We start from the raw sequence: 19525 nt of genomic DNA, 5'->3' as shown, positions 1-19525 counted from the left end.
TCGGGGAAGAGGGAGCGTGCGGACAGGGAAGCACGCCCCCTCACTCCCGATCTTGTTGATCTGCGCAGGAACGGGACAGCCGGAATCAACAAGATCGGGGAAGAGGGAGCGTGCGGACAGGGAAGCACGCCCCCTCACTCCCGATCTTGTTGATCTGCGCAGGAACGGGACAGCCGGAATCAACAAGATCTGTGAGGGCCCGGGAGGGCGGGAGGCGGAACTCGACGCCGGTCAGCCGCTCGGAGGCGGCCCAGAGGCGCTGCTGCGCGGCGACGTCGTGAGATGCCGGGGACGAATCCACTTTTTCCGGATATCCCGTGAACTGTCGCCGCCCGGGCGGACCGAAGGACTCGCCTCCGGGTCGGTGGCGGCCCGCAGCACCGCCAGCGCCGCTATCTCCGGGTCCTGCAGGAGCCACCAGGTGAGCGGTTTCAGGCGGGGGCTCATCAGGAGGCGGGACAGCCGGTCCAGGTCGCGGCCGAACCCGGTGCGCGCGTTGCCGGGGTGGGCCGCGACCGCGATGGTCGGCGCACCCGACGACGAAGAAATGCCTGCCGGTGCACGAGATCGCCCGCCGTGCCGGCGCGGTCACCGGCACGGTGAGCAGGCACTTTCCTACGGCGGAGGCCGCCGCGGGCGCCGACCCCGGCCACGACGTCTCCGGCCGCCTGCGCGCTCTGCTCGCCGCCGCGCAGCTGGCCGGCGGAGTGCGGCCGGACGTCGCCTACCAAACCTCGAGGCCCCCGCGGCCGGCCCGCGATCGCCTCTGACGATTCAGATGTTCAGGGCATGGTCACCGGGTGGCGCGAACCGCGTCGTCCTCCTTGGCCATGGCGTCCTGGCGGCCCGGCTCGTCGCGGAGGATCGCGGCGTTCAGCCAGATCTCCGGGATGGCGAACGCGTCGACGAGCGTACGCATCTGGGGCCGCAGCTCTCGCAGCAGATCATTGACGACGCCGGTGACCGCTTTCGATCGTGCTGGCGTGAGCCGGCCGTGCTCCAGGAACCAGCCCTTGTCGGCCTCGATGACGGTCAGCGCGTAGAGGTCGCAGACCCGGGCCAGCAGCGCCGCGGCGGCCGGGTCGGCGGCGCGTTCGATGCCGGCCACGAACGCCTCCAGGGTGATCCGCTCGATGTGCGCCGAGGCGGTCCGCAGCACGTGGTCCTGCACGTCGTTGAAGATGTCGAACGGCCGGTCCTTCTTCGTGGCGGCGCCGCCCCGCAGCCGCCGGATCGCGCCCTCGAGCAGGTGCTTCTCGCGGAACTCGAACATCTTCAGGTGCCAGCCGCGATCGGTGACCGCGACGTCCTCGTCCCGGCCCGGCACGGCGCCGACCAGGCGCTGGATGACCGCGCGGGCGGCCGTGCGCTCCAGGACCATCTCCCGGACCTGGTCGGCCACGAACGTGGCACGCCCCCAGCCGTCGAGCGAGCCGAACGCGTCCCGATAGCCGGTGAGCAGGCCCTTCGCGACCAGCTGGAGCAGGACCGTGTTGTCGCCCTCGAAGGTGGTGAACACGTCGGTGTCGGCCTTGAGCCCGGGCAGCCGGTTCTCGGCGAGGTACCCGGCGCCACCGCACGCCTCCCGGCACATCTGGATCGTGCGGGTGGCGTGCCAGGTCTGCAGCGCCTTCAGGCCCGCCGCCCGTGACTCGAGCTCCCGCTGCCGATGCTCATCAACATCAAGAGACCGATTCTGTACGTCGGAAAGCGTGGTCACCAGCTCTTCCTGGGCGAACGTGTACGCGTAGCTCGCGGCCAGCGCCGGCAGGAGTTTCCGCTGGTGGGCGAGGTAGTCGTTGAGCAGCACCTCGCGGTCGTCGGCGGGCCTCGTGAACTGCCGGCGGCTCTCGCCGTACCGGACCGCGATCGTGAGCGCCGCCTTGGTGGCCGCCGACGCCGCGCCGCCGACCGTGACCCGGCCGCGGACCAGGGTGCCGAGCATCGTGAAGAAGCGCCGGGTGTCGTTCTCGATCGAGCTGGAGTAGGTGCCGTCCGGCGCGACCTGGCCGTACCGGTCCAGCAGCATGTCCCGGGGAACCGTCACGTGGTCGAAGGAAATCCGGCCGTTGTCGACGCCGAGCAGGCCGGCCTTCGCGCCGGCGTCGCCGATCGTGACGCCGGGCATCGGGTTGCCGTCCTCGTCCCGGATCGGGACCAGCCAGGCGTGCACGCCGTACCGCTTGCCGCCGGTGATCAGCTGGGCGAAGACGACCGCCATCCGGCCGTCCTGCGCCGCGTTGCCGATGTAGTCCTTGCGGGCGGCCTCGTGCGGGGTGTGCAGGTCGAACGTGCAGGACTCCGGGTCGTAGACGCACGTCGTCCGCAGCTGCTGCACGTCGGAGCCGTGACCGGTCTCGGTCATCGCGAAGCAGCCCGGCAGCGCCACCGTCATGATGTCGCGCAGGTACCGGTCGTGGTGTTTCCTCGTGCCGAGCGCGACGACCGCCCCGCCGAACAGCCCCCAGTGCACGCCGGCCTTCACCATGAGCGAGAGGTCGACCTGGGCGAGCATCTCGGCGGCCACCACCGAACCGCCCTGGTCGCCGGATCCGCCGTACTCGGCCGGGAACGCGTCGACCACGCCGACGTCGAGGGGGATCTTCCGGATCAGGGCGCTGATCCGGGCCCGGGCCTCGGGGCCGGTCTCACCGGGAACGGTGACGAAGCCGGGGCCGAGGCCGTCGCGTACCGCCTGGCGCACGTGCGCCCATCGGCCGTCGAGCACCTCTTGCAGGCGAGCCGGGTCGACGGGGTTCTGCTGACCGTTCATGGCCCGATATTACCCGCGAGTAACCTCCGGCATTCGCGGGTCGGCGAAATGTCACACCCCGGGCAGCGACCGGAGAAGTGTGCGGTACCAGGTGACGCCCTTCAGGAACGCGTCGACGGTGAGGTGCTCGTCGAAGCTGTGGATCGACTCCCGCTGCTTCTTCGTCATGGCGAACGGCGTGAACCGGTAGACGCGCCGGCAGATCCCGGTGAAGTGCCGGGCGTCGGTGGCGGCCATCATGACGTACGGCGCCGTCACCGCCTCCGGGAAGTGCTCCCCGGTCACCGCCGCGAGCAGGTCGAACGCCTCGTCCACCGGCGACGACGGGGACGGCTCGCCGGCGTCGATGATCCGGATCTGCACCCGGTCGTCGTTCACGGCCTTGCGTACGTGCTCGACGACGCCGTCCACGGTGTCCCCGATCATGACCCGGATGTTCACCCCGGCCGTGGCGCTCGCCGCCACCACGTTGAGCGACGGCGACCCGCTCCGCGTCGTGACCGCGAACGTGCTGCGCACCATCGCCGCCGGCTCCGGCCCGGCCGCCAGCAGCAGCCGGGTCAGCACCTTCGGCGCCCGCGCGGCAGCGGTCAGCACCGCGCGCATCGGCTGCCCGGCGAGCGGCGCGGCCCGGCGGAACAGTTCGAGGGTGGCCTCCGGCAGCGAGGCCGGCATGGCCGACCGGTCCAGCCGGGTGATGGCCCGGGCCAGCCGCGCCGTGGGCCCCATCCGCGCCGGCGTCGACGCGTGCCCGCCGCGCCCCTCCACCCGCAGCTCCAGTGAGGTGATGCCCTTCTCGGTCACCCCGATGACCGCGATCGGCCGGCCGACCCCGGGGAACGCGTCGTACGCGACCGCGCCGCCCTCGTCCAGCACGAACCAGGGCTCGACCCCGCGCCGCCGCAGTTCACCGACGGCCGCCGGCGCGGCGTCGCCGGCCACCTCCTCGTCACACCCGAACGACAGCCACACGTCCCGCACCGGCGTGTACCCGGCCGCCAGCAGCTCCTCGACGGCCAGGCAGATCGCGACGAGACTGGCCTTGTCGTCGAGCGTGCCCCGCCCCCAGATCACCCCGTCCTCGACGACACCCCCGAACGGCGGATGACGCCACTCGCCGCCCTCGACCGGCACGACGTCCATGTGCGCCATCAGCACGACCGGCCGCTCCGCCTCCGAGCCCGGCCACCGGAACAGCAGCCCGTGACGCCCGACCGGGGTCAGCTCGAGCCGCGCGTGCAGCAGCGGGAACCGCCGCCGCAGCTCGGCATGGAACTCCTCGAACGCCCGGTGATCCCAGCTCCCCACATCCCGCGTCGACACCGTGGGGATGCGCAGCAGAGCTCGCAGGGCTTCCAGTCCTTCGTCCCCCACCATGATCACCACCCTAGAACCGAAGCCGCCCACCGAACAGACCGCCGCGTTCCAGGCCGAGACAGCAGTGGGCCGCAGCCGACCGGAGCCGGCGGGCGCGATGGGTGGCGCCAGGCGGCGGGTGCGATGGGTGGCGGCGGGTGGCGAGCGGCGGGTGGCGGGGACGGGGGTGGGTTGAGGGTGAGGGGACGCCGGGGCCGGCGGCGGGTCGCGCCGGGCGGAGGTGGCCGCAGGTGTGGTGCGCCACGGGACGCCGGTGGTGCGGTTGGGGACGGGCGCTCATTTCGTACCCGGAAGGAAGGGTGACCGGAACGCGGAGATGGACCGGCGGGAGACGAGAAAGGCCCGGCCGATGCCGGGCCTTCAGCACTTCGAAATCTCACTCCTCGTAGCGGGGAACCGCCAGAGGGTGCCTCTCGTCATCCCGCGCCGCGAGGCCCGCCATCGACCGCACGTACTGCTGCCGCGTGATCTCGCCGTCGAGCAGCTGCACGCAGAGCACCCCTTCGAGACTCTGCGGAGCGAACAGCGCCTCGGGGATCGTCAGCGGCTCGGCCTCGGCCTGGGCATCCGCGCGCACGCCGCGCACCGCGAGCACACAGGCGCCGGCCAGAACGAGGATGAGCAGGGACAGGATCAGCATCGCCACCGCCTTCATCGGTCACCGCGGGGCCGCCGAGCCCCGCCCACGACCAGTAGAACGGATCACAGCGCGTGATGGTTCGACGAAATCGGCACGACCGAGGGATGTCCTAAGTTTACTTTTTGCCGATATTGTTCCAATGTGACCGGTAGGCATGCTAAATACCCTGCGCTGCATTTGATGCGTTATCTCCCAGGGGCCTGAGCGCCTCGCAGACGCTCGTCGATGCAGGGAGACCGATGACGTACGACTACGACGGCTTCAGCCGTCTCGCCGGCGACGCCGATCCGGTGCCGGAGGCGGACTACCGGGTGAGGCTGAGACCACTGTCCCGGCGGCGGCCGGTCCGGTCGGTCCTGATCGCCGCCTTCGCCTTCGCGTTCGAGTCGACGTTCTTCGGCTGGCTCATCTCGTCCATGGCGTTGCCAGAACGCCAGCGGGCGATCACCGCCGTGATGATCGGCGCGACCGTCCTGATCGAACTGTTCCGGCTCGTCAACGTCGTGACGCTCTGTCTCGCCACGCTGCGCGCCCGGGACCCGGTGCCGGTGCCGCCGGACGAGAATCTGCGCGTCGCCTTCCTCACCACGATCGTCCCCGGCAAGGAGCCGCTGGAGATGGTCGAGCGGACGCTGAGGGCGGCCCGGGAGATCCGGCATCCGGGCCGGTACGACGTGTGGCTGCTGGACGAGGGCGACGACCCGGACGTGAAGGCGATGTGCCGCGCGATCGGGGTCCGCCACTTCAGCCGCAAGGGCGTCGCGCGGTGGAACACCGCCGCCGGCGCGTACAAGGCGAAGACCAAGCACGGCAACTACAACGCCTGGATCGACGAGCACGGCGCCCGCTACGACGTGTTCGTCAGCGTCGACCCGGATCACGTGCCGCTGCCGAACTTCTGCGAGCGGCTGCTCGGCTACTTCCGCGACCCGGACGTCGCCTTCGTGATCGGCCCGCAGATCTACGGCAACTACGACAACGTGATCACCCGGTGGGCGGAGTCGCAGCAGTACCTCTTCCACTCGCTGCTCCAGCGGGCCGGCAACCGGCTCGGCATCCCGATGCTGGTCGGGACGAACAACGCGGTCCGGATCGCGGCGCTGCGGAGCATCGGCGGGCTCCAGGACTCGATCACCGAGGACATGGCGACGAGTCTCGTGGTGCACAGCACGGTCAATGAAAAGACAAAAAATCGGTGGAAGTCGGTATACACCCCTGACGTTCTGGCCGTCGGGGAAGGGCCGTCCTCCTGGACCGACTACTTCAGCCAGCAGCACCGCTGGTCCCGCGGCACCGACGAGGTCTGCGTCGCCCAGTTCGGTTCGATGATCAAGAGCCTCGGGGTACGAAGGTCGCTGCACTACGGGCTCCTCATGGCGTACTACCCGCTGACCGCCGTGGCCTGGCTGCTCGGCGCGCTCACCGCGGTCCTGCACATCGTCCTCGGGGTGCGGGGCGTGCAGGTGCCGCAGCAGGTGTGGCTGATGCTCTACGTGGACGCCGCGATCTTCCAGGTCGGCCTCTACCTCTGGAACCGGCGGCACAACGTGAGCCCGCACGAGGAGGCCGGATCGTCCGGGCTCACCGGGATGCTGCTGTCCACGCTCTGCGCGCCGATCTACGTCTCCTCGTTCCTGCAGGCGGTGCTGCGCCGCCGCGCCGGGTTCGTGGTGACGCCGAAGGGCGACTCGGCCAGCCCGGACCGCCTGCTCACCTTCCGGACGCACCTGCGCTGGGCCGCGTTCTACGCGGTCCTGCTGATCATCGCGGTCGCCACCGGCCACGCGCACGGCCTGATGTGGCTGTGGCCCGCCCTCAACCTGACCCTCTGTCTCACACCACCGGCGCTCTGGCTGATGCAGCGGCCGGCGCCGGACGGACAACCGGCAGTCACAACAGAAGAAGAAAAAGTGGAGACCCTGGTATGACCCCCCGACCTCGCCCGTCCATCACCCGGCGGTTGCTCACCGCCCTGACCACGATCCTGGCGATGGCCGCCGTCGTCGTGGTCAACAAGCCGATCGTGGTCTACGCGACCGACCGCTACCACGAGTTCGCGATCAACCGGCAGTCCTACAAGGAGACGTACGGCCACTGGTCGCTCCTGCCGGTCCCGGCCCACTTCAAGATCAATGCCATCCACGCGGCGCTGCTGAAGACCGGCAAGGTGCTGATCATCGCGGGCTCCGGCAACAACCGGCAGAACTTCGAGGCGGGCACGTTCCGGACGATCGTCTGGGACCCGCGCACCGACCGGTTCACCGACGTGCCGACGCCGACCGACCTGTTCTGCGGCGGGCACACGTTCCTCGCCGACGGCAAGCTCCTGGTCGCCGGCGGGACGAAGTCGTACGAGGTGCTGGAGAAGGACATCGAGTACGCCGCCGGCGTCATGAAGATCAAGAACGAGTCCCCGGACTTCGGCGCCCGCGCCTTCCCGAAGGGCACCCGGTTCGTGTCCGGGGACGGCCGGATCTACGTGAGCCGCGCCGACGTGAGCGTGCCGGCCGCCACCAAGATGTGGCACGGCGCGCAGACCATGGTGCACGCCGGCGAGGCCGAGGTCTGGGTGGACGCGGCCGAGGCCGGTGACGCGCCGATCGTGAAGGAGCCGGCCCAGTACCGGATCGAGGGCCTCGAGGGCGACGACACCCGCAATCTGTACGGCATCGCCGAGAAGATCACCCGGGAGAAGCAGGAGTACGGGGGCGACAAGACGACGTACGAGTTCGACCCGGAGACCGAGCGCTACGTCCGTACCGGCGACATGGCGAAGCACCGCTGGTACCCGACCCTCGCGACGCTGGCCGGCGGCGACATCCTGGCGGTCTCCGGCCTCGATCAGTTCGGCCGGATGATCCCCGGCACGAACGAGCGCTACCAGGTCAAGAAGAAGAAGTGGGTGCCCGCCCCGAGCCTGCGCCGCACCTTCCCCACCTATCCGGCGCTGTTCCTCACCCGGGACGAGCGGCTCTTCTTCTCCGGCTCGAACGCCGGCTACGGCTCGGCCACCGAAGGACGCACCCCGGGTCTGTGGGACGTCAAGAAGAACAAGTTCCAGCCCGTGTACGGGTTGCGGGACGGCGCCATGACCGAGACGAGCGCGTCCGTCATGCTCCCGCCCGCCCAGGACCAGAAGGTGATGATCCTCGGCGGCGGGGCGGTCGGTGACTCACCGGTCTCCACGGCCCGCACCGCGATCGCCGACCTCGACGATCCGCGGCCGGTCTGGACGGCCGGCCCGGACCTGCCGAACCCGACGCGCTACCTGAACACCGTGGTGCTCCCGGACGACACGGTGTTCACCAGCGGCGGTTCCTCCGGATATCGGGGCGGACCATATCGGGGGCGTCAGCGGAGCGACCTTCACACGGCACAGATCTATGACGTACGGGGGAACGCGTTCCGGAAGGCGGCCGAGCCCACGGTCGGCCGCAACTACCACTCCGAGGCCCTGCTGCTCCCGGACGGCCGGGTCGTGACGATGGGCAGCGACCCAATCTACGACCGGTCGGGCAAGAACCCGGGCACGTTCGAGCAGCGGATCGAGATCTACAGCCCGCCGTACCTGTTCCAGAAGAACCGCCCGGTCGCGCCCACCGGCCCGAGCCTGGTCAAGCGCGGCGACAAGGCGTCGTTCGCCACCCCGGACGCGGCCCGGATCGCGTCGGCCCGCCTGGTCCGGCCGTCGTCGGTCACCCACGGCACCGATGTGGACCAGCGGTCCATCGCGCTCGGCGTGCAGCGGGGCCCCGGCAGGGTGACGCTGTCGTTCCCGGAGAAGCGAGGGCTCGTGCCGGCCGGTTGGTACATGCTGTTCCTGGTGGACGGCGCCGGCACCCCGTCCCCGGCGAAATGGGTCCGGGTGCGCTAGTTGGTGGCGAGCTCGAGGGCGTACTCGGGCCACCACTGACCGGCCGGGGGAGCTCCCGCGCGGCAGGCGCCGTCGGACTCCCCCGGCCGTTTCACCCACAGGTACGCGTCGACGAGCGGCTGGCCGGTGTCCGTGGTCGGCGACGGCCCGAGCGCCCGGCCCTCCGGGTTGCACCAGTGGCCCTCGGCGTCCCGGCCGTCGATCGCGGCCGGGCCGTTGCCGTTGCGGCTCGTGTCGATGACGAACCGGGCGCCGCCGAGCCGCTCGGAGATCTGCGTGCCGTAGCCGACGTTCGCCTCGGTGGTCTCGAAGTTCGCCACGTTCAGGCTGAACCCGTCGGCCTTCCGCACCCCGGCCTTGATCAGCGCACCGGCGACGCGGTCGACGTCCCGTACCCAACTGGGGTTGCCACCGTCCAGATAGACCCGCACCCCCGGGCCGGCCTTGAACGCGCTGATCGCCTCACTGAGCAGCGCCAGCCGCTCCTCGCCGGCCGGCCCGCTCACGCAGCCCTGCAGCACGTGCGTCACCGCGTCCGGCTCCAGCACCACGATCGCCCGGGAGTCGCGGATCGCCCCGGCCAGCGACGCGGTCCACGCCCGGTACGCGCCGGCGTCCGGCGCGCCGCCCCCGGAGTAGGCCCCGCAGTCCCGCTGTGGCACGTAGTAGGCCACCAGCACCGGAATCCGCCCGGCCGCGGCGGCCGCGGTGACCAGCGACCGCGCCCGGTCGGCGAACCCCGGCGTGTCGTCGGCGAACCACACGGCGGCCGGCGAGTCGGCGATCCGCCGGATCGCGGCGGCGTCAGCGGCCCGGCCCGCGGCGGCCCAGCTCGCCACCTGCCCGACGGCCGGGGCGTCCGGCTCCACATAGAACTCCTGGCCGGCGGCGGGAGCGACGGACGCCGACTCCCTCGACGCCGGCGGCGGCTTCTCGTCGGAGCCGGGCGTGCACGCGCCGAGGGCGACCAGTGCGGCGAGACCACAGAGAGCAGGCAGAGTTCTCATCCGGACAAACGGTACCTTCTCCCTAAATGATCACCGCACCGCCTCGTCCCACCGAAGAGCACCCCACCAGCGTGTTGAGTTGAGGTCCGCATCGCACCCCAACTCAACACGCGAGGAGGCACCCACACCCGCGTGTTGAGTTGAGGCACGCATCGCGGCGCCCGCCCCAGCGTGTTGAGTTCAGGTCCGCATCGCACCCCAACTCAACACGCGAGGAGGCGTGCACGCCCGCGTGTTGAGTTGAGGTGCGATATGCGCCTGAAGTCAACACGCGTGGGGGTTTCAGGGGAGGCGGCGCAGGACGTCCAGCAGGAACCACTCGTCCTCGTGACGGATGACGTGCTCGAACTCGGGGCGCGCGGTGAGCGCCGCATGCGCGTTGAAGCCGTCGTAGTTGTCGTTGCCGCGGTCGCGGAAGTGCAGCGAGACCAGGTCGCCGCCGGGTTCGAGGCGGGTGGTCAGGCCGGTCAGGAAGGCGTCCAGGTCGGCGGCGGAGAGGTAGTAGAGCAGGTCGCCGATGACGACGAGGTCGAACGTGCCGGGCGGCATCTCGGCCGGGACCGTGGCGCGCGCGGCGGTCACGTTCGGCAGGTCGGCCGTGTTGTCGCGGAGCTGCCGAACGGCCTCCTCGACGCTGTCGGTCGCCAGGACGGCGTCGCAGCGCGGGGCGAGCATCCGGGTGAAGACGCCGATCGAGGCGCCCGGCTCGTAGCAGCTGCGGTAGTGCTCGCGCGGCAGGCTGGCCAGGGTGACCGCGTACTTACGCTGGTTGTGCCACTTCGTCGCCACGTCCCATGGATCGTCCTTCGCCATGTAGAGACCGGTGAAGTAGTCCAGGGAGACCGTGGTCTCCGGTGGTGCGGCGTCGCCCTCTGCTCGTGTCACGCCCGAATTGTGCCGAACGCGGGAACGCCGCCGCCAACCAGGGTCAACGCGCCGCCGATCAGGGTCAACGCGCCGCCGATCAGGGTCAACGCGCCGAGACGGTGAGCGTCCCGACGCCCGCTTCGGCGGTGAGGTCGACGGCCGCACCGCCCGACGGGGAGCCGAGTGTCGCGCCGGTGGGCACTCCCCTGTCCCGGTCGCCGTAGAGCGTCACCGTCCCGGCGCCCTTGCGGAACACGGCCTTGACCGGCACCTCGCCGTCCGTGCTGATCTTCCAGGTGTTGACGCCGCCGCCCATCAGGATCGGGATGGCCGCCTCGCTCCGGGGCAGCGCCAGCGTCAGCCGCGCGGCCCCGCCGATCAGGTCGACCCGGCCGAGCGTGCCGCGGGTCAGGTCGAAGTTCGCCACCCGGGCGCCGCCGCGCATCCGGATCGACCAGTCGACGTCCTCGCCGAGCAGCACGTCCACCCGGGCGGAGCCCTCCGGGCCGGTGCCCTTCACGAAGACCTTCACGGTGTCGCCGTCGAGTTCGGCGCGCGGGGTGACGCCGCTGCCGTCCGGGCTGGTCACCCGGTACCAGCCGCTCGGCACCTTCCCGATCGTCACGTTCACCTCGGTGGTGCCGTCGACGAGCTCGAAGGTGGCGGCGTCCGGCACGGCGGGGGGCGTGCTGGGTTCGGGCTCGCCGATCTGCACGGGCGCGTTCCCGGTGGGCGCCAGCGCCGCGGGCGGCTGGAACGACGGCAGCCGGGTCTCTTCCTCGCCGTCGCTCAGCACTGCCCAGGCGACGCCGGCGGTGACCGCCAGGAGGGCGGCGGCGACCACTGAGGTACGCCGGAACCCGTTCCGGGGCCGCGGGTTCAGGTGGAGTTCGAGGGTGGGCCGGGTGGAGCCGGGATACGCGTCCGGGGTCAGGCCGCGGCCGGTGCGGGTCGGCTCGGCGCCGGGGAGCTCGTAGTGGTCGGCGAGCGGACCGACCCGATGAGGGGCATCGGGCCAGTATGCGGAAATATCCGGAATCTCGGTTGGGGCTTCGGCCTTGTCGGCAGGAACGGCGGGACTGTCCACGCGTGGTCTCCTCGGTAGCGCGCGAAGTGGCTCCGGCCGGAGATACGGACGAACGGCCCCCGGAGTTCGACTGGGATCGCTCCCATATGAATTCCTCCCGCCAACCCCTTGCCCCGGCCGCCCGTTACCTGTAGATCATTATCGAACCATTAAGTCGCTATGCGCGTAGTTTCTACGGGAAGTGGAATTGATGCCGGAAGATGAGGGCCTTCGCGTCGGTGGTTGGGTGCCGCCCTATTCCACGGACCGGGACGCCGGCAACCTGCCCGCCCGCCCGGCTCTGCCCGGTTCGCCGGAGCGCCTCGCGCTCGGGCCGGGCCGATCGGCCCCGCCGCAATCGGCCCGCCATTTCCTGATCCTGGCCGCCGTGGCCGCTCTCGGCTGCGGGGTGACCGCGATCGTGGCGCTGAACCGCGACGACCCGCCGGCGCCGGTCGCGCAGGACAGCCGGGCGCCGCGGCCCGACCTCCCGGCGTTCCCGATCCTGCCCGAGGAGACCATCCCGCTGCTGCCCGCGCCAACTAGCAAGATCCCCACGATGACCGCTGCCGCACCCGTCGCGACCAGGAGTCCGTCCCCGTCGCGCTCCTGGCGGACGGTGAGCCCGACGCCCGCGAGGACCACTCCGGCGCCGCCGCCCGCGCCGCCGCCGGCCGGGCTCAGCACCGGCTCGACCGAGGGGCTCGAGCTGGCCGACCGGCCCGGATACCGGGTGCGTCACCAGCACTACGAGGGCCGGATCGCGGCGATCTCGCCGTCCGACCGCGAGGACGTGAAGAACGACGCGCGGTTCGTGATTCACACCGGGCGGGCCGCGGCGGACTGCTTCTCGTTCGAATCAGTTAACTTTCCCGGATATTATCTCCGGCACCGCGACTTCGTTATCCATCTGGACCGGATCGACGGTTCGAATCTGTTCGACCAGGACAGCACTTTCTGCTCGGAGTCGATTCGTGGCGGCGCCGCCATCGCTTTGCGCGCCTACAATTATCCGAGCCTTCATATAGCGGCGGACGGCGATCGTCTGGTGATCGCCGGGCAGGGGGCCGCGGCGTTCCAGCCGGGCCCCCTCTGAGGGGTCAGGTGACCACCCGGACCCCGCGCGGCTCGAGGGTCCCGGACGGCAGCTCCACCGGCTCGTCGGTCCGGTTGATGAGGAAGCGGTGGTCTCCGCGGACCGCCAGCTCCACCCGGCCGCGCAGCTCCGGCGGCAGCTCGCTGACCACCCCGGCCGGCCCGATCAGCGACGGCACGACAGCGGCCAGGCCGCCGGCGCCGAGCCGGGTCGACACGTACGAGGCCGACCCCTCCCCCACCGGCCGGCGGGTGATCGCGGCGCGGGAGGCCTGCTCGCCGGTCTTGTAGCGGGCGATCACCTCGACCTCGGGCGCCACCACGTCGATCCGATCGGTCCAGAGCGTCCCGGTCACCCCGTTGTCGAGCTCGGCCGTGTCGCCGTCGAGCAGCGGTGCGAACTCCTCGATCCGGATGCCGAGCAGGTCGCGCAGCGCCCCCGGATAACCGCCGAGCCACACGTGGTCGTTCTCGTCGACGATCCCGGAGAAGTAGGTGGTGACGAGATGGCCGCCGCTCTCCACGAACCGGGTCAGACGTGCCGCCAGCTCCGCCGGGACCACGTGCAGCACCGGCGCGATCAGCACCCGGTAGGCCTCGAGATCACCACCGGTCGGCACCACGTCCGCGCGGATGCCGTTGTCCAGCAGGGCGGTGTACCAGTCGAGCGCCTCCTGCCGGTACCGCACCCGATCCGTCGGGTGGGAGTCCTGCTCGCTGACCCACCAGGATTCCCAGTCGAAGACGATGCCAACTGCGGCAAGGGTACGAACGGAGCCGGCGAGCGGCGCGAGTTCCCGCAGACGCCGGCCGAGCTCGGTCACCGACCGGAACACCGCGCTCTCGGTCCCGGCGTGCGGCAGCATCGCCGAGTGGTACTTCTCGGCGCCCGCCCGCGATTGCCGCCACTGGAAGAAGCAGACCGCGTCGGCGCCGTAGGCCACGTGGGTGAGCGAGTCGCGGGCCAGGTCGCCCGGCCGCTTCGGCACGTTGACCGGCTGCCAGTTGACGGCGCTCGTCGAGTGCTCCATGAGGAACCACGGCCGGCCGCCGGCGAGCATGCCGGTCAGGTTCGCCGAGAACGAGAGCTCGTCGCGGGCCTGCGGGTTCGGCAGCACCACGTAGTGGTCGTTGGAGACGAAGTCGACCTCGTCCGCCCAGTCGGCGTAGTTCATCGGCTTCATGCCCATCACCATGAAGTTCGTGGTGACCGGCACGTCCGGCGTGAGCTCGCGCAGGATCGCCCGCTCGGCACGCAGGTGCTCCTTGAGCGCGTCCGAGGAGAAGCGCTTGAAGTCGAGCTGCTGCGTCGGGTTCGGGTGCGAGGCGGCCAGCCGCGGCGGCAGGATCTCCTCGAAGTCGCTGTACTGCTGCGACCAGAAGGCGGTCCCCCACGCGTCGTTGAGGGCCGCGACGTCGCCGTAGCGCTCCTGCAGCCAGGCCCGGAACGCGACCGCCGCGTCGTCCGAGTAGTCGTAGACGTTGTGGCAGCCCAGCTCGTTGTTGACGTGCCAGGCGACCAGCGCCGGGTGATCGGCGTAGCGGGTGGCCAGCGCCCGGACCAGCCGCAGCGCGTGCCCGCGGAAGACCGGCGAGGTGGGCCGCCAGTGCTGGCGGGCGCCGGGCCACAGGGTGTTGCCCTCGGCGGTCACCGGCAGGATCTCCGGATGCTTCGTGGTGAGCCACGGCGGCGGCGAGGCCGTCGCGGTCGCCAGGTCCACGCTGATGCCGTTCGCGTGCAGCAGGTCCATCGCGTCGTCGAGCCAGGCGAAGTCGTACTCGCCGTCGCGCGGCTCGAGGCGGGCCCACGAGAAGATGGCGAGCGAGACGATCGTGACGCCGGCCTCGCGCATGGCGCGTACGTCGTCGTCCCAGACCGCACGCGGCCACTGCTCCGGGTTGTAGTCGGCGCCGAACTCCAGACGCGCCTCCCCGGCGCGGCGCAGCCAGCGCCGGGGAGTGTTGTCGCTGATCGTCATTTAACCGTGAAACCCTGTTCCTGGCCGTACTTGATGGACGCGTCCTGCCAGGACTTCAACCCGTCCTGGAGGGTGCCCTGCCCGAGGTACGCCTTGCCGACGGTGTCGTTGAAGATGTTGTTGGCGTAGACCTGGAAGGGCAGGTACGACCAGCCGGGGACGACCTGCCCGGCGGACGCGGCGAGAACCTCGTTGACCTTCTGACCGCCGAAGTACGGGAACTCCTTGCTCAGGAACTCCGGGTCGTTCAGCTGCTTGGTGGTGGCCGGGAAGGCGCCGTTGTCGACCCGGGTCTGCGCGCCCTCGTCGACCGTCGCGTACTTGAGGAACGCGTACGCGAGGGCCTTGTTCGCGGCCTTCTCCGGGACGGTGAGCGAGCTGCCGCCGTTCTCGGCGGTGGCCTTGCCGCCGCTCTCCCACTGCGGCATCGGCGCGACCTTCCACTTGCCGCTGCCGGCCTTCACGCCGGACTCCAAGTTCGCCGGCATCCAGGCGCCGATCACCAGCGAGGCGATGGTGCCGTCGGCGAGGCCCTGGTACCAGCCGTCGCTCCAGCCCGGCACCGGGTTGAGCAGCTTGCCGTCGATCAGCTTCTGCCACTGGGCCGTGAACTTCTGGGTGCCCGGGTCGCTGAAGTTCACCCCGACGTTCGTGCCGTCCACGGTGTACGGCTTGCCCCCGGCCTGCCAGATCATGCTGGTGGTGAAGCCGGCGTCGCCGCTGTCGCTGGTGATGTACGCCTTCGGGTCGGCCTTGTGCAGCTTCTCCGCGGCGGCGGCGTACTCCTCCCAGGTGGCCGGGACGCCGAGCTGGTGCTTCTCGAAGACCTCGGCGTTGTAGAAGAGCGCCATCGGGCCGGAGTCCATCGGCAGGCCGTAGATCGCCTCGCCGGAGTGCACGGCGCCCCACGTGCCCGGGCTGAACGTGCCGTCCAGCGACGCGGCGCCGAACGTGTTGAGGTCGGTCACCGCCTGGGAGAGGCTGAACTGCGGGAGCGCGTAGAACTCGATCTGCGCGACGTCCGGCACGCCCGAGCCGGCCTGGATCGCGTTCTGCAGGGCCGTGTACGCGTCGTTCCCCGTACCCGTGTTCTGGAGGTTGATCTTGACCTTGGGGTATTTGGCCTGGAAGTCCGCGACGACCTGCTTGAGCGTCGGCTCCCAGGCCCAGACCGTGAGGTTGCCGCCGGCCTCGAGCGCGGCCTGCACGTCCGCCTCGGAGACGGTGGTCTCGGCGGCCTTCTCGCTGCCGGGCTCCTCGTCGCCACCACCGCCGCATCCGGCCGCGGCGAGTGTTATCGACAGGGCGGCGCCGAGCAGCGCACGCCGACGGGTGATCTTCATTGGCGTTCCCTTCGGGGTAGGGATCATTGCTTCACGCTCCCCGCGGCCAGTCCCGACTGCCAGTAGCGCTGGAGCAGCAGGAACGCCGCGATGAGCGGGACGATGGTGAGCAGCGAGCCGGTGATCACGAGGTTGAAGACGACGTCGCCGCCGGCCGTGGTGGCCTGCTCGCTCCAGGAGTAGAGGCCCACGGTGAGCGGGAAGAGGTCGGCGTCCTTCAGCATGATCAGCGGGAGGAAGAAGTTGTTCCAGGTCATCACGGTGTTGAACAGCAGCACCGTGACGATCCCGGGCGCCAGCAGCGGCAGGGCCAGCGAGAAGAAGCTCTTGAACTCGCCCGCGCCGTCGACCCGGGCCGACTCGAGGATCTCGTCGGGCACCGAATCCCGGGAGTACGTCCACATCAGGTAGAGCCCGAACGGCGAGACCAGCGTCGGGATGATCACCGCCCACGGGGTGTCGGTGAGGCCGACCTTCGCGAAGAGCAGGAACGTCGGCACGGCCAGCGCGGTCGGCGGGACCGCCACGCCGCCGAGCACCAGCGCGAAGACCGCCCGGCGGCCGGCGAAGTCGAACTTGGCGAGCCCGTACCCGGCGAGGGCCGCCAGCAGGGTGGCGCCGCCGGCGCCGACCACCACGTACAGGAAGGTGTTGAGCAGCCACCGGCCGAAGAGGCCGTCCTGGTAGGAGAACGTGTCGGCGATGTTCCGGAACAGCGAGAAGTCGCCGGAGAACCAGAGGCCGAACGAGCCGAACAGGCCCTCCTGGCTCTTGGTGGCGCTGATCGTCAGCCAGATGAGCGGGAGCAGGCTGTAGATCAGGGCGAGGCCCATCAGCAGCGTCAGCGTGATGCTCTTCCGCTGCCGGGCGGGCTTCCCGGCCGGCCGGGTCACCGCCGGGCGCATCTTCGGAGGAGCGGCGACGGCCATCAGATCGCCCCCTTCAGGCTGCGGCGCTGGAAGAGGTACGCGACGACCATCGTCACCACGCCCATGATCAGAGCGATGGTGGCCGAGTAGTTGACCTGCTGGCCGCCGAACGACAGCTGGTACGCGTAGACGTTCGGGGTGAAGTAGGTGGTGATCGAGTTCGGCGCGAGCGTGTCCAGGATCTGCGGCTCGTTGAAGAGCTGGAAGCTGCCGATGATCGAGAAGATCGTCGCGACGACCAGCGGCCCGCGCAGCGCCGGGATCTTGATGGCCCGGACGATCCGGAACTGGCCGGCGCCGTCGATCGCGGCGGCCTCGTACAGGGCCGTGTCGATCACCTTGAGGCCGGAGTACAGGATGATCATGTTGTAGCCGACGAACTCCCAGGTCACGATGTTGCCGATCGAGGTGAGGATCAGGTCCGGCGCGAGCGGGTCGGGCAGCGTGATCCCGAACGCGTCGTTGATGTTGCCGACCAGGCCGATCCGGGTGCCGTACATGAAGCCCCACATGAGGGCGGCCACGACGGCGGGCACCGCGTACGGCAGGAAGATCGAGATCCGGAAGAACGCGGCGCCGTAGAGCCGGCCGCTGTCGATCGCGAGCGCGAACAGCAGCGCCAGGAAGAGCATCAGCGGCACCTGGACCACGAGGAAGAGCGCGACCCGGGTCAGCGCCTCCCAGAACTGCGGGTCGGTGAACGCGTTGGTGTAGTTCTCCAGCCCCACGAAGACGGTGCCGCCGACGAGCCTGTTGCGAAAGAGGCTGAGGTACGCCGAATAGCCGATCGGGGCCAGGAAGACCAGGGCGAAGACCGCCAGGAACGGGCCGGTGAACTGCCAGCCGATCCACGAGCGCCGGGTCAACACTGCCCTCCTTCCAAGGATGTTTACGTTAACAATTTCGAGCGGATGACAGGATGTTTACGTAAACGGGTTGGGCCGTATAGTGGCACGGGTCACCAGAGCGGTCAAGGAGTCACCATCGAAACCCAGCGGCTGCGCGCCGGCTCGGACGTCCCCGGCGGGCGTCGCAAGCAGCGCGTCTCCATGGCCGACGTGGCCCGCCTCGCCGGCGTCTCGTCGCAGACCGTGTCCCGGGTGGCGAACGGCCAGTCCGGCGTCGTCGAGTCCACCAGGGAACAGGTGCTCGCCGCGATGCGCGAACTCGGCTACCGGCCGAACAGCGCGGCCCGCTCGCTGCGCTACGGGCGGTTCAACACGATCGGCGTGATCCTGTTCGGGCTCGCCTCGACCGGCAACAGCCGGACCGTCGAGGCGATCGCCACGCACGCGGCCGCCGAGGGCTACGCGATCACGCTCATCCCGGTCGGTGTGCCAACCCAGGACAACGTGCTGGGAGCGTTCACACGGATGGGCGAGCTCGCCGTCGACGGGGTCATCCTGATCATCGAGGTGCACCTGCTCGACGCCACGGCGGTCCACCTGCCGCCCGGCGTGCACGTCGTCGTGGTCGACTCGGACGCCGGGGACCGCTACCCGGTCGTCGACACCGACCAGGCCGACGGCACCCGGCAGGCCGTCCGCCACCTGCTGGAGCTCGGCCACCGGACGGTCCACCACGTGGCCGGGCCGGCCGAGTCCTTCGCCGCCGAACGCCGCGCCGGCACCTGGCGGCGGGTCCTCGAGGACGCCGGCGCGCCGGTGCCCGCGGTCGAGCGCGGCGACTGGTCGGCCGACTCCGGGTACGCGGCCGGCCTGCGGCTCGCCGCCGACCCGTCCTGCACGGCCGTCTTCGCGGCGAACGACCAGATGGCCCTCGGCGTGCTGCGCGCACTCCACGAGTCCGGTCGGCGGGTGCCCGCCGACGTCAGCGTGGTCGGCTTCGACGACATCGCCGACGCCTCCGCCTATCTGCCGCCGCTGACCACCGTCCATCAGGACTTCGCCGAGGTGGGCCGGCGATGCGTACGCCTGCTGCTCGACCAGATCCACGACGAGCCGACCACGCCCGGCACCGACCTGGTCCCCACCACCCTGACGATTCGCAGGAGCACGGCGCCGCCGCCCGCTTGACCCTCCGGGGGACGCTGGGGGGTGACGGAACTCGTAGTGAAGGGTGATCACATGGCTCCCAGCACTGACAGCATCCTCGCCCAGGCCCGCGAGGGCACCAACGCGGCGGTGGCGGGACGGGTCTTCGGCACGCCGGTGGAGAAGGACGGCGTCACCGTCATCCCGGTGGCCGTCGTCTCCGGCGGCGGGGGCGGCGGCTCGGGCAGCGGCAAGGCGGCGGCCGCCGCGCAGGAGTCCACCGGCGGCGAACCGGACGGCAAGCCGGAGGGCGAGGGCTCCGGCGGCGGGTTCGGCTTCTCGGCGCGGCCGGCCGGCGTCTACGTCATCAAGGACGGCAAGGTCTCCTGGCAGCCGGCCGTCAACGTGAACGCCATCGTGGCCGGCGGCCAGCTCGTCCTGCTGGCCGCCTTCCTGGTGGCCCGCTCCATCCTCCGCGGCCGCCGCTGACCGGCGGGCTGCACGGGAGGGTCGCCTTCGCGCCCGAATTGTCGCTCTCCGGTACAGCCACTCCGGGCCGGCTGTACGGGAGGGCCGCCTTC

16 protein-coding genes are annotated in these 19525 nt (G+C 70.6%); 6 read left to right on the top strand and 10 right to left on the bottom strand.

The features are described from left to right. Window positions 1-557: 557 nt before the first annotated feature. Window positions 558-770 (top strand): hypothetical protein, encoded by a 213-nt coding sequence (locus AB0G10_RS27695; RefSeq protein WP_360927678.1) that lies wholly within the window; start codon window positions 558-560, stop codon window positions 768-770. Window positions 771-793: 23 nt separating this feature from the next. Here the strand turns inward: AB0G10_RS27695 and AB0G10_RS27690 are convergent, their stop codons facing one another. From AB0G10_RS27690 to AB0G10_RS27680, 3 genes are all read right to left on the bottom strand, one after another. Next, entirely contained in the window at window positions 794-2773 is a 1980-nt protein-coding gene (locus tag AB0G10_RS27690; protein WP_360927675.1) for an acyl-CoA dehydrogenase, read from the bottom strand. 51 nt (window positions 2774-2824) lie between these two features. Further along, entirely contained in the window at window positions 2825-4150 is a 1326-nt protein-coding gene (locus AB0G10_RS27685) for a M20/M25/M40 family metallo-hydrolase (RefSeq protein WP_360927672.1), read from the bottom strand. A 376-nt stretch (window positions 4151-4526) separates the two neighbouring features. Next, window positions 4527-4805 carry a hypothetical protein gene (locus AB0G10_RS27680; RefSeq protein ID WP_360927669.1) on the bottom strand — a complete coding sequence of 93 codons (279 nt, stop codon included), beginning with the start codon at window positions 4803-4805 and terminating at the stop codon, window positions 4527-4529. 224 nt (window positions 4806-5029) lie between these two features. Between AB0G10_RS27680 and AB0G10_RS27675 the strand changes: the two genes are divergently transcribed. After that, a complete protein-coding gene (locus AB0G10_RS27675) occupies window positions 5030-6718 on the top strand; it encodes a glycosyltransferase (protein ID WP_360927666.1) in 1689 nt (562 codons plus the stop codon). After that, the gene (locus tag AB0G10_RS27670; RefSeq protein ID WP_360927663.1) at window positions 6715-8664 is read left to right on the top strand and encodes a galactose oxidase early set domain-containing protein; all 1950 of its coding nucleotides are present in this window, start codon (window positions 6715-6717) and stop codon (window positions 8662-8664) included. The genes AB0G10_RS27675 and AB0G10_RS27670 overlap by 4 nt, the downstream gene beginning before the upstream one ends. On the opposite strand, the gene AB0G10_RS27665 is transcribed toward AB0G10_RS27670, so the two are convergent. From AB0G10_RS27665 to AB0G10_RS27655, 3 genes are all read right to left on the bottom strand, one after another. Further along, window positions 8661-9671, bottom strand: coding sequence for a glycoside hydrolase family 6 protein (locus AB0G10_RS27665; protein ID WP_360927660.1), 1011 nt, complete (start codon window positions 9669-9671; stop codon window positions 8661-8663). The two genes, AB0G10_RS27670 and AB0G10_RS27665, sit on opposite strands and share 4 nt — an antisense overlap. A 282-nt stretch (window positions 9672-9953) precedes the next feature. Continuing rightward, window positions 9954-10556: an SAM-dependent methyltransferase gene (locus AB0G10_RS27660; protein ID WP_360927657.1), complete on the bottom strand. Its 603-nt coding sequence runs from the start codon at window positions 10554-10556 to the stop codon at window positions 9954-9956. A gap of 85 nt (window positions 10557-10641) precedes the next feature. Continuing rightward, complete coding sequence (locus AB0G10_RS27655; RefSeq protein WP_360927654.1) at window positions 10642-11625, bottom strand: hypothetical protein; 984 nt, start codon at window positions 11623-11625, stop codon at window positions 10642-10644. Window positions 11626-11815: 190 nt separating this feature from the next. Between AB0G10_RS27655 and AB0G10_RS27650 the strand changes: the two genes are divergently transcribed. Continuing rightward, the gene (locus AB0G10_RS27650; RefSeq protein WP_360927651.1) at window positions 11816-12700 is read left to right on the top strand and encodes an AbfB domain-containing protein; all 885 of its coding nucleotides are present in this window, start codon (window positions 11816-11818) and stop codon (window positions 12698-12700) included. 4 nt (window positions 12701-12704) lie between these two features. Here AB0G10_RS27650 and AB0G10_RS27645 read toward each other — a convergent pair whose 3' ends face one another. The 4 genes from AB0G10_RS27645 to AB0G10_RS27630 are packed head-to-tail and all read right to left on the bottom strand — an operon-like array spanning window position 12705 to window position 17819. Further along, window positions 12705-14678, bottom strand: coding sequence for a beta-galactosidase (locus AB0G10_RS27645; RefSeq protein WP_360927649.1), 1974 nt, complete (start codon window positions 14676-14678; stop codon window positions 12705-12707). Beyond that, window positions 14675-16021, bottom strand: a complete 1347-nt coding sequence (locus AB0G10_RS27640; RefSeq protein WP_360927646.1) for a sugar ABC transporter substrate-binding protein — start codon at window positions 16019-16021, stop codon at window positions 14675-14677. The genes AB0G10_RS27645 and AB0G10_RS27640 overlap by 4 nt, the downstream gene beginning before the upstream one ends. Window positions 16022-16044: 23 nt before the next feature. Further along, window positions 16045-16926 (bottom strand): carbohydrate ABC transporter permease, encoded by an 882-nt coding sequence (locus AB0G10_RS27635; protein WP_360927955.1) that lies wholly within the window; start codon window positions 16924-16926, stop codon window positions 16045-16047. Window positions 16927-16949: 23 nt separating this feature from the next. Next, window positions 16950-17819 (bottom strand): sugar ABC transporter permease, encoded by an 870-nt coding sequence (locus AB0G10_RS27630; protein ID WP_360927643.1) that lies wholly within the window; start codon window positions 17817-17819, stop codon window positions 16950-16952. Between the two features lie 180 nt (window positions 17820-17999). Between AB0G10_RS27630 and AB0G10_RS27625 the strand changes: the two genes are divergently transcribed. Both AB0G10_RS27625 and AB0G10_RS27620 read left to right on the top strand, forming a co-directional pair. Beyond that, window positions 18000-18986, top strand: a complete 987-nt coding sequence (locus tag AB0G10_RS27625; RefSeq protein WP_360927640.1) for a LacI family DNA-binding transcriptional regulator — start codon at window positions 18000-18002, stop codon at window positions 18984-18986. A 51-nt stretch (window positions 18987-19037) separates the two neighbouring features. After that, window positions 19038-19433 carry a spore germination protein GerW family protein gene (locus tag AB0G10_RS27620; RefSeq protein WP_360927637.1) on the top strand — a complete coding sequence of 132 codons (396 nt, stop codon included), beginning with the start codon at window positions 19038-19040 and terminating at the stop codon, window positions 19431-19433. Window positions 19434-19525 lie beyond the last annotated feature (92 nt).

It is taken from the genome of Actinoplanes sp. NPDC023714, from assembly GCF_040639855.1.
Classification (GTDB): domain Bacteria; phylum Actinomycetota; class Actinomycetes; order Mycobacteriales; family Micromonosporaceae; genus Actinoplanes.
The sequence above is the reverse complement of the archived record's forward strand: the minus strand, read 5'-3'. Positions and strand labels throughout refer to the sequence as shown.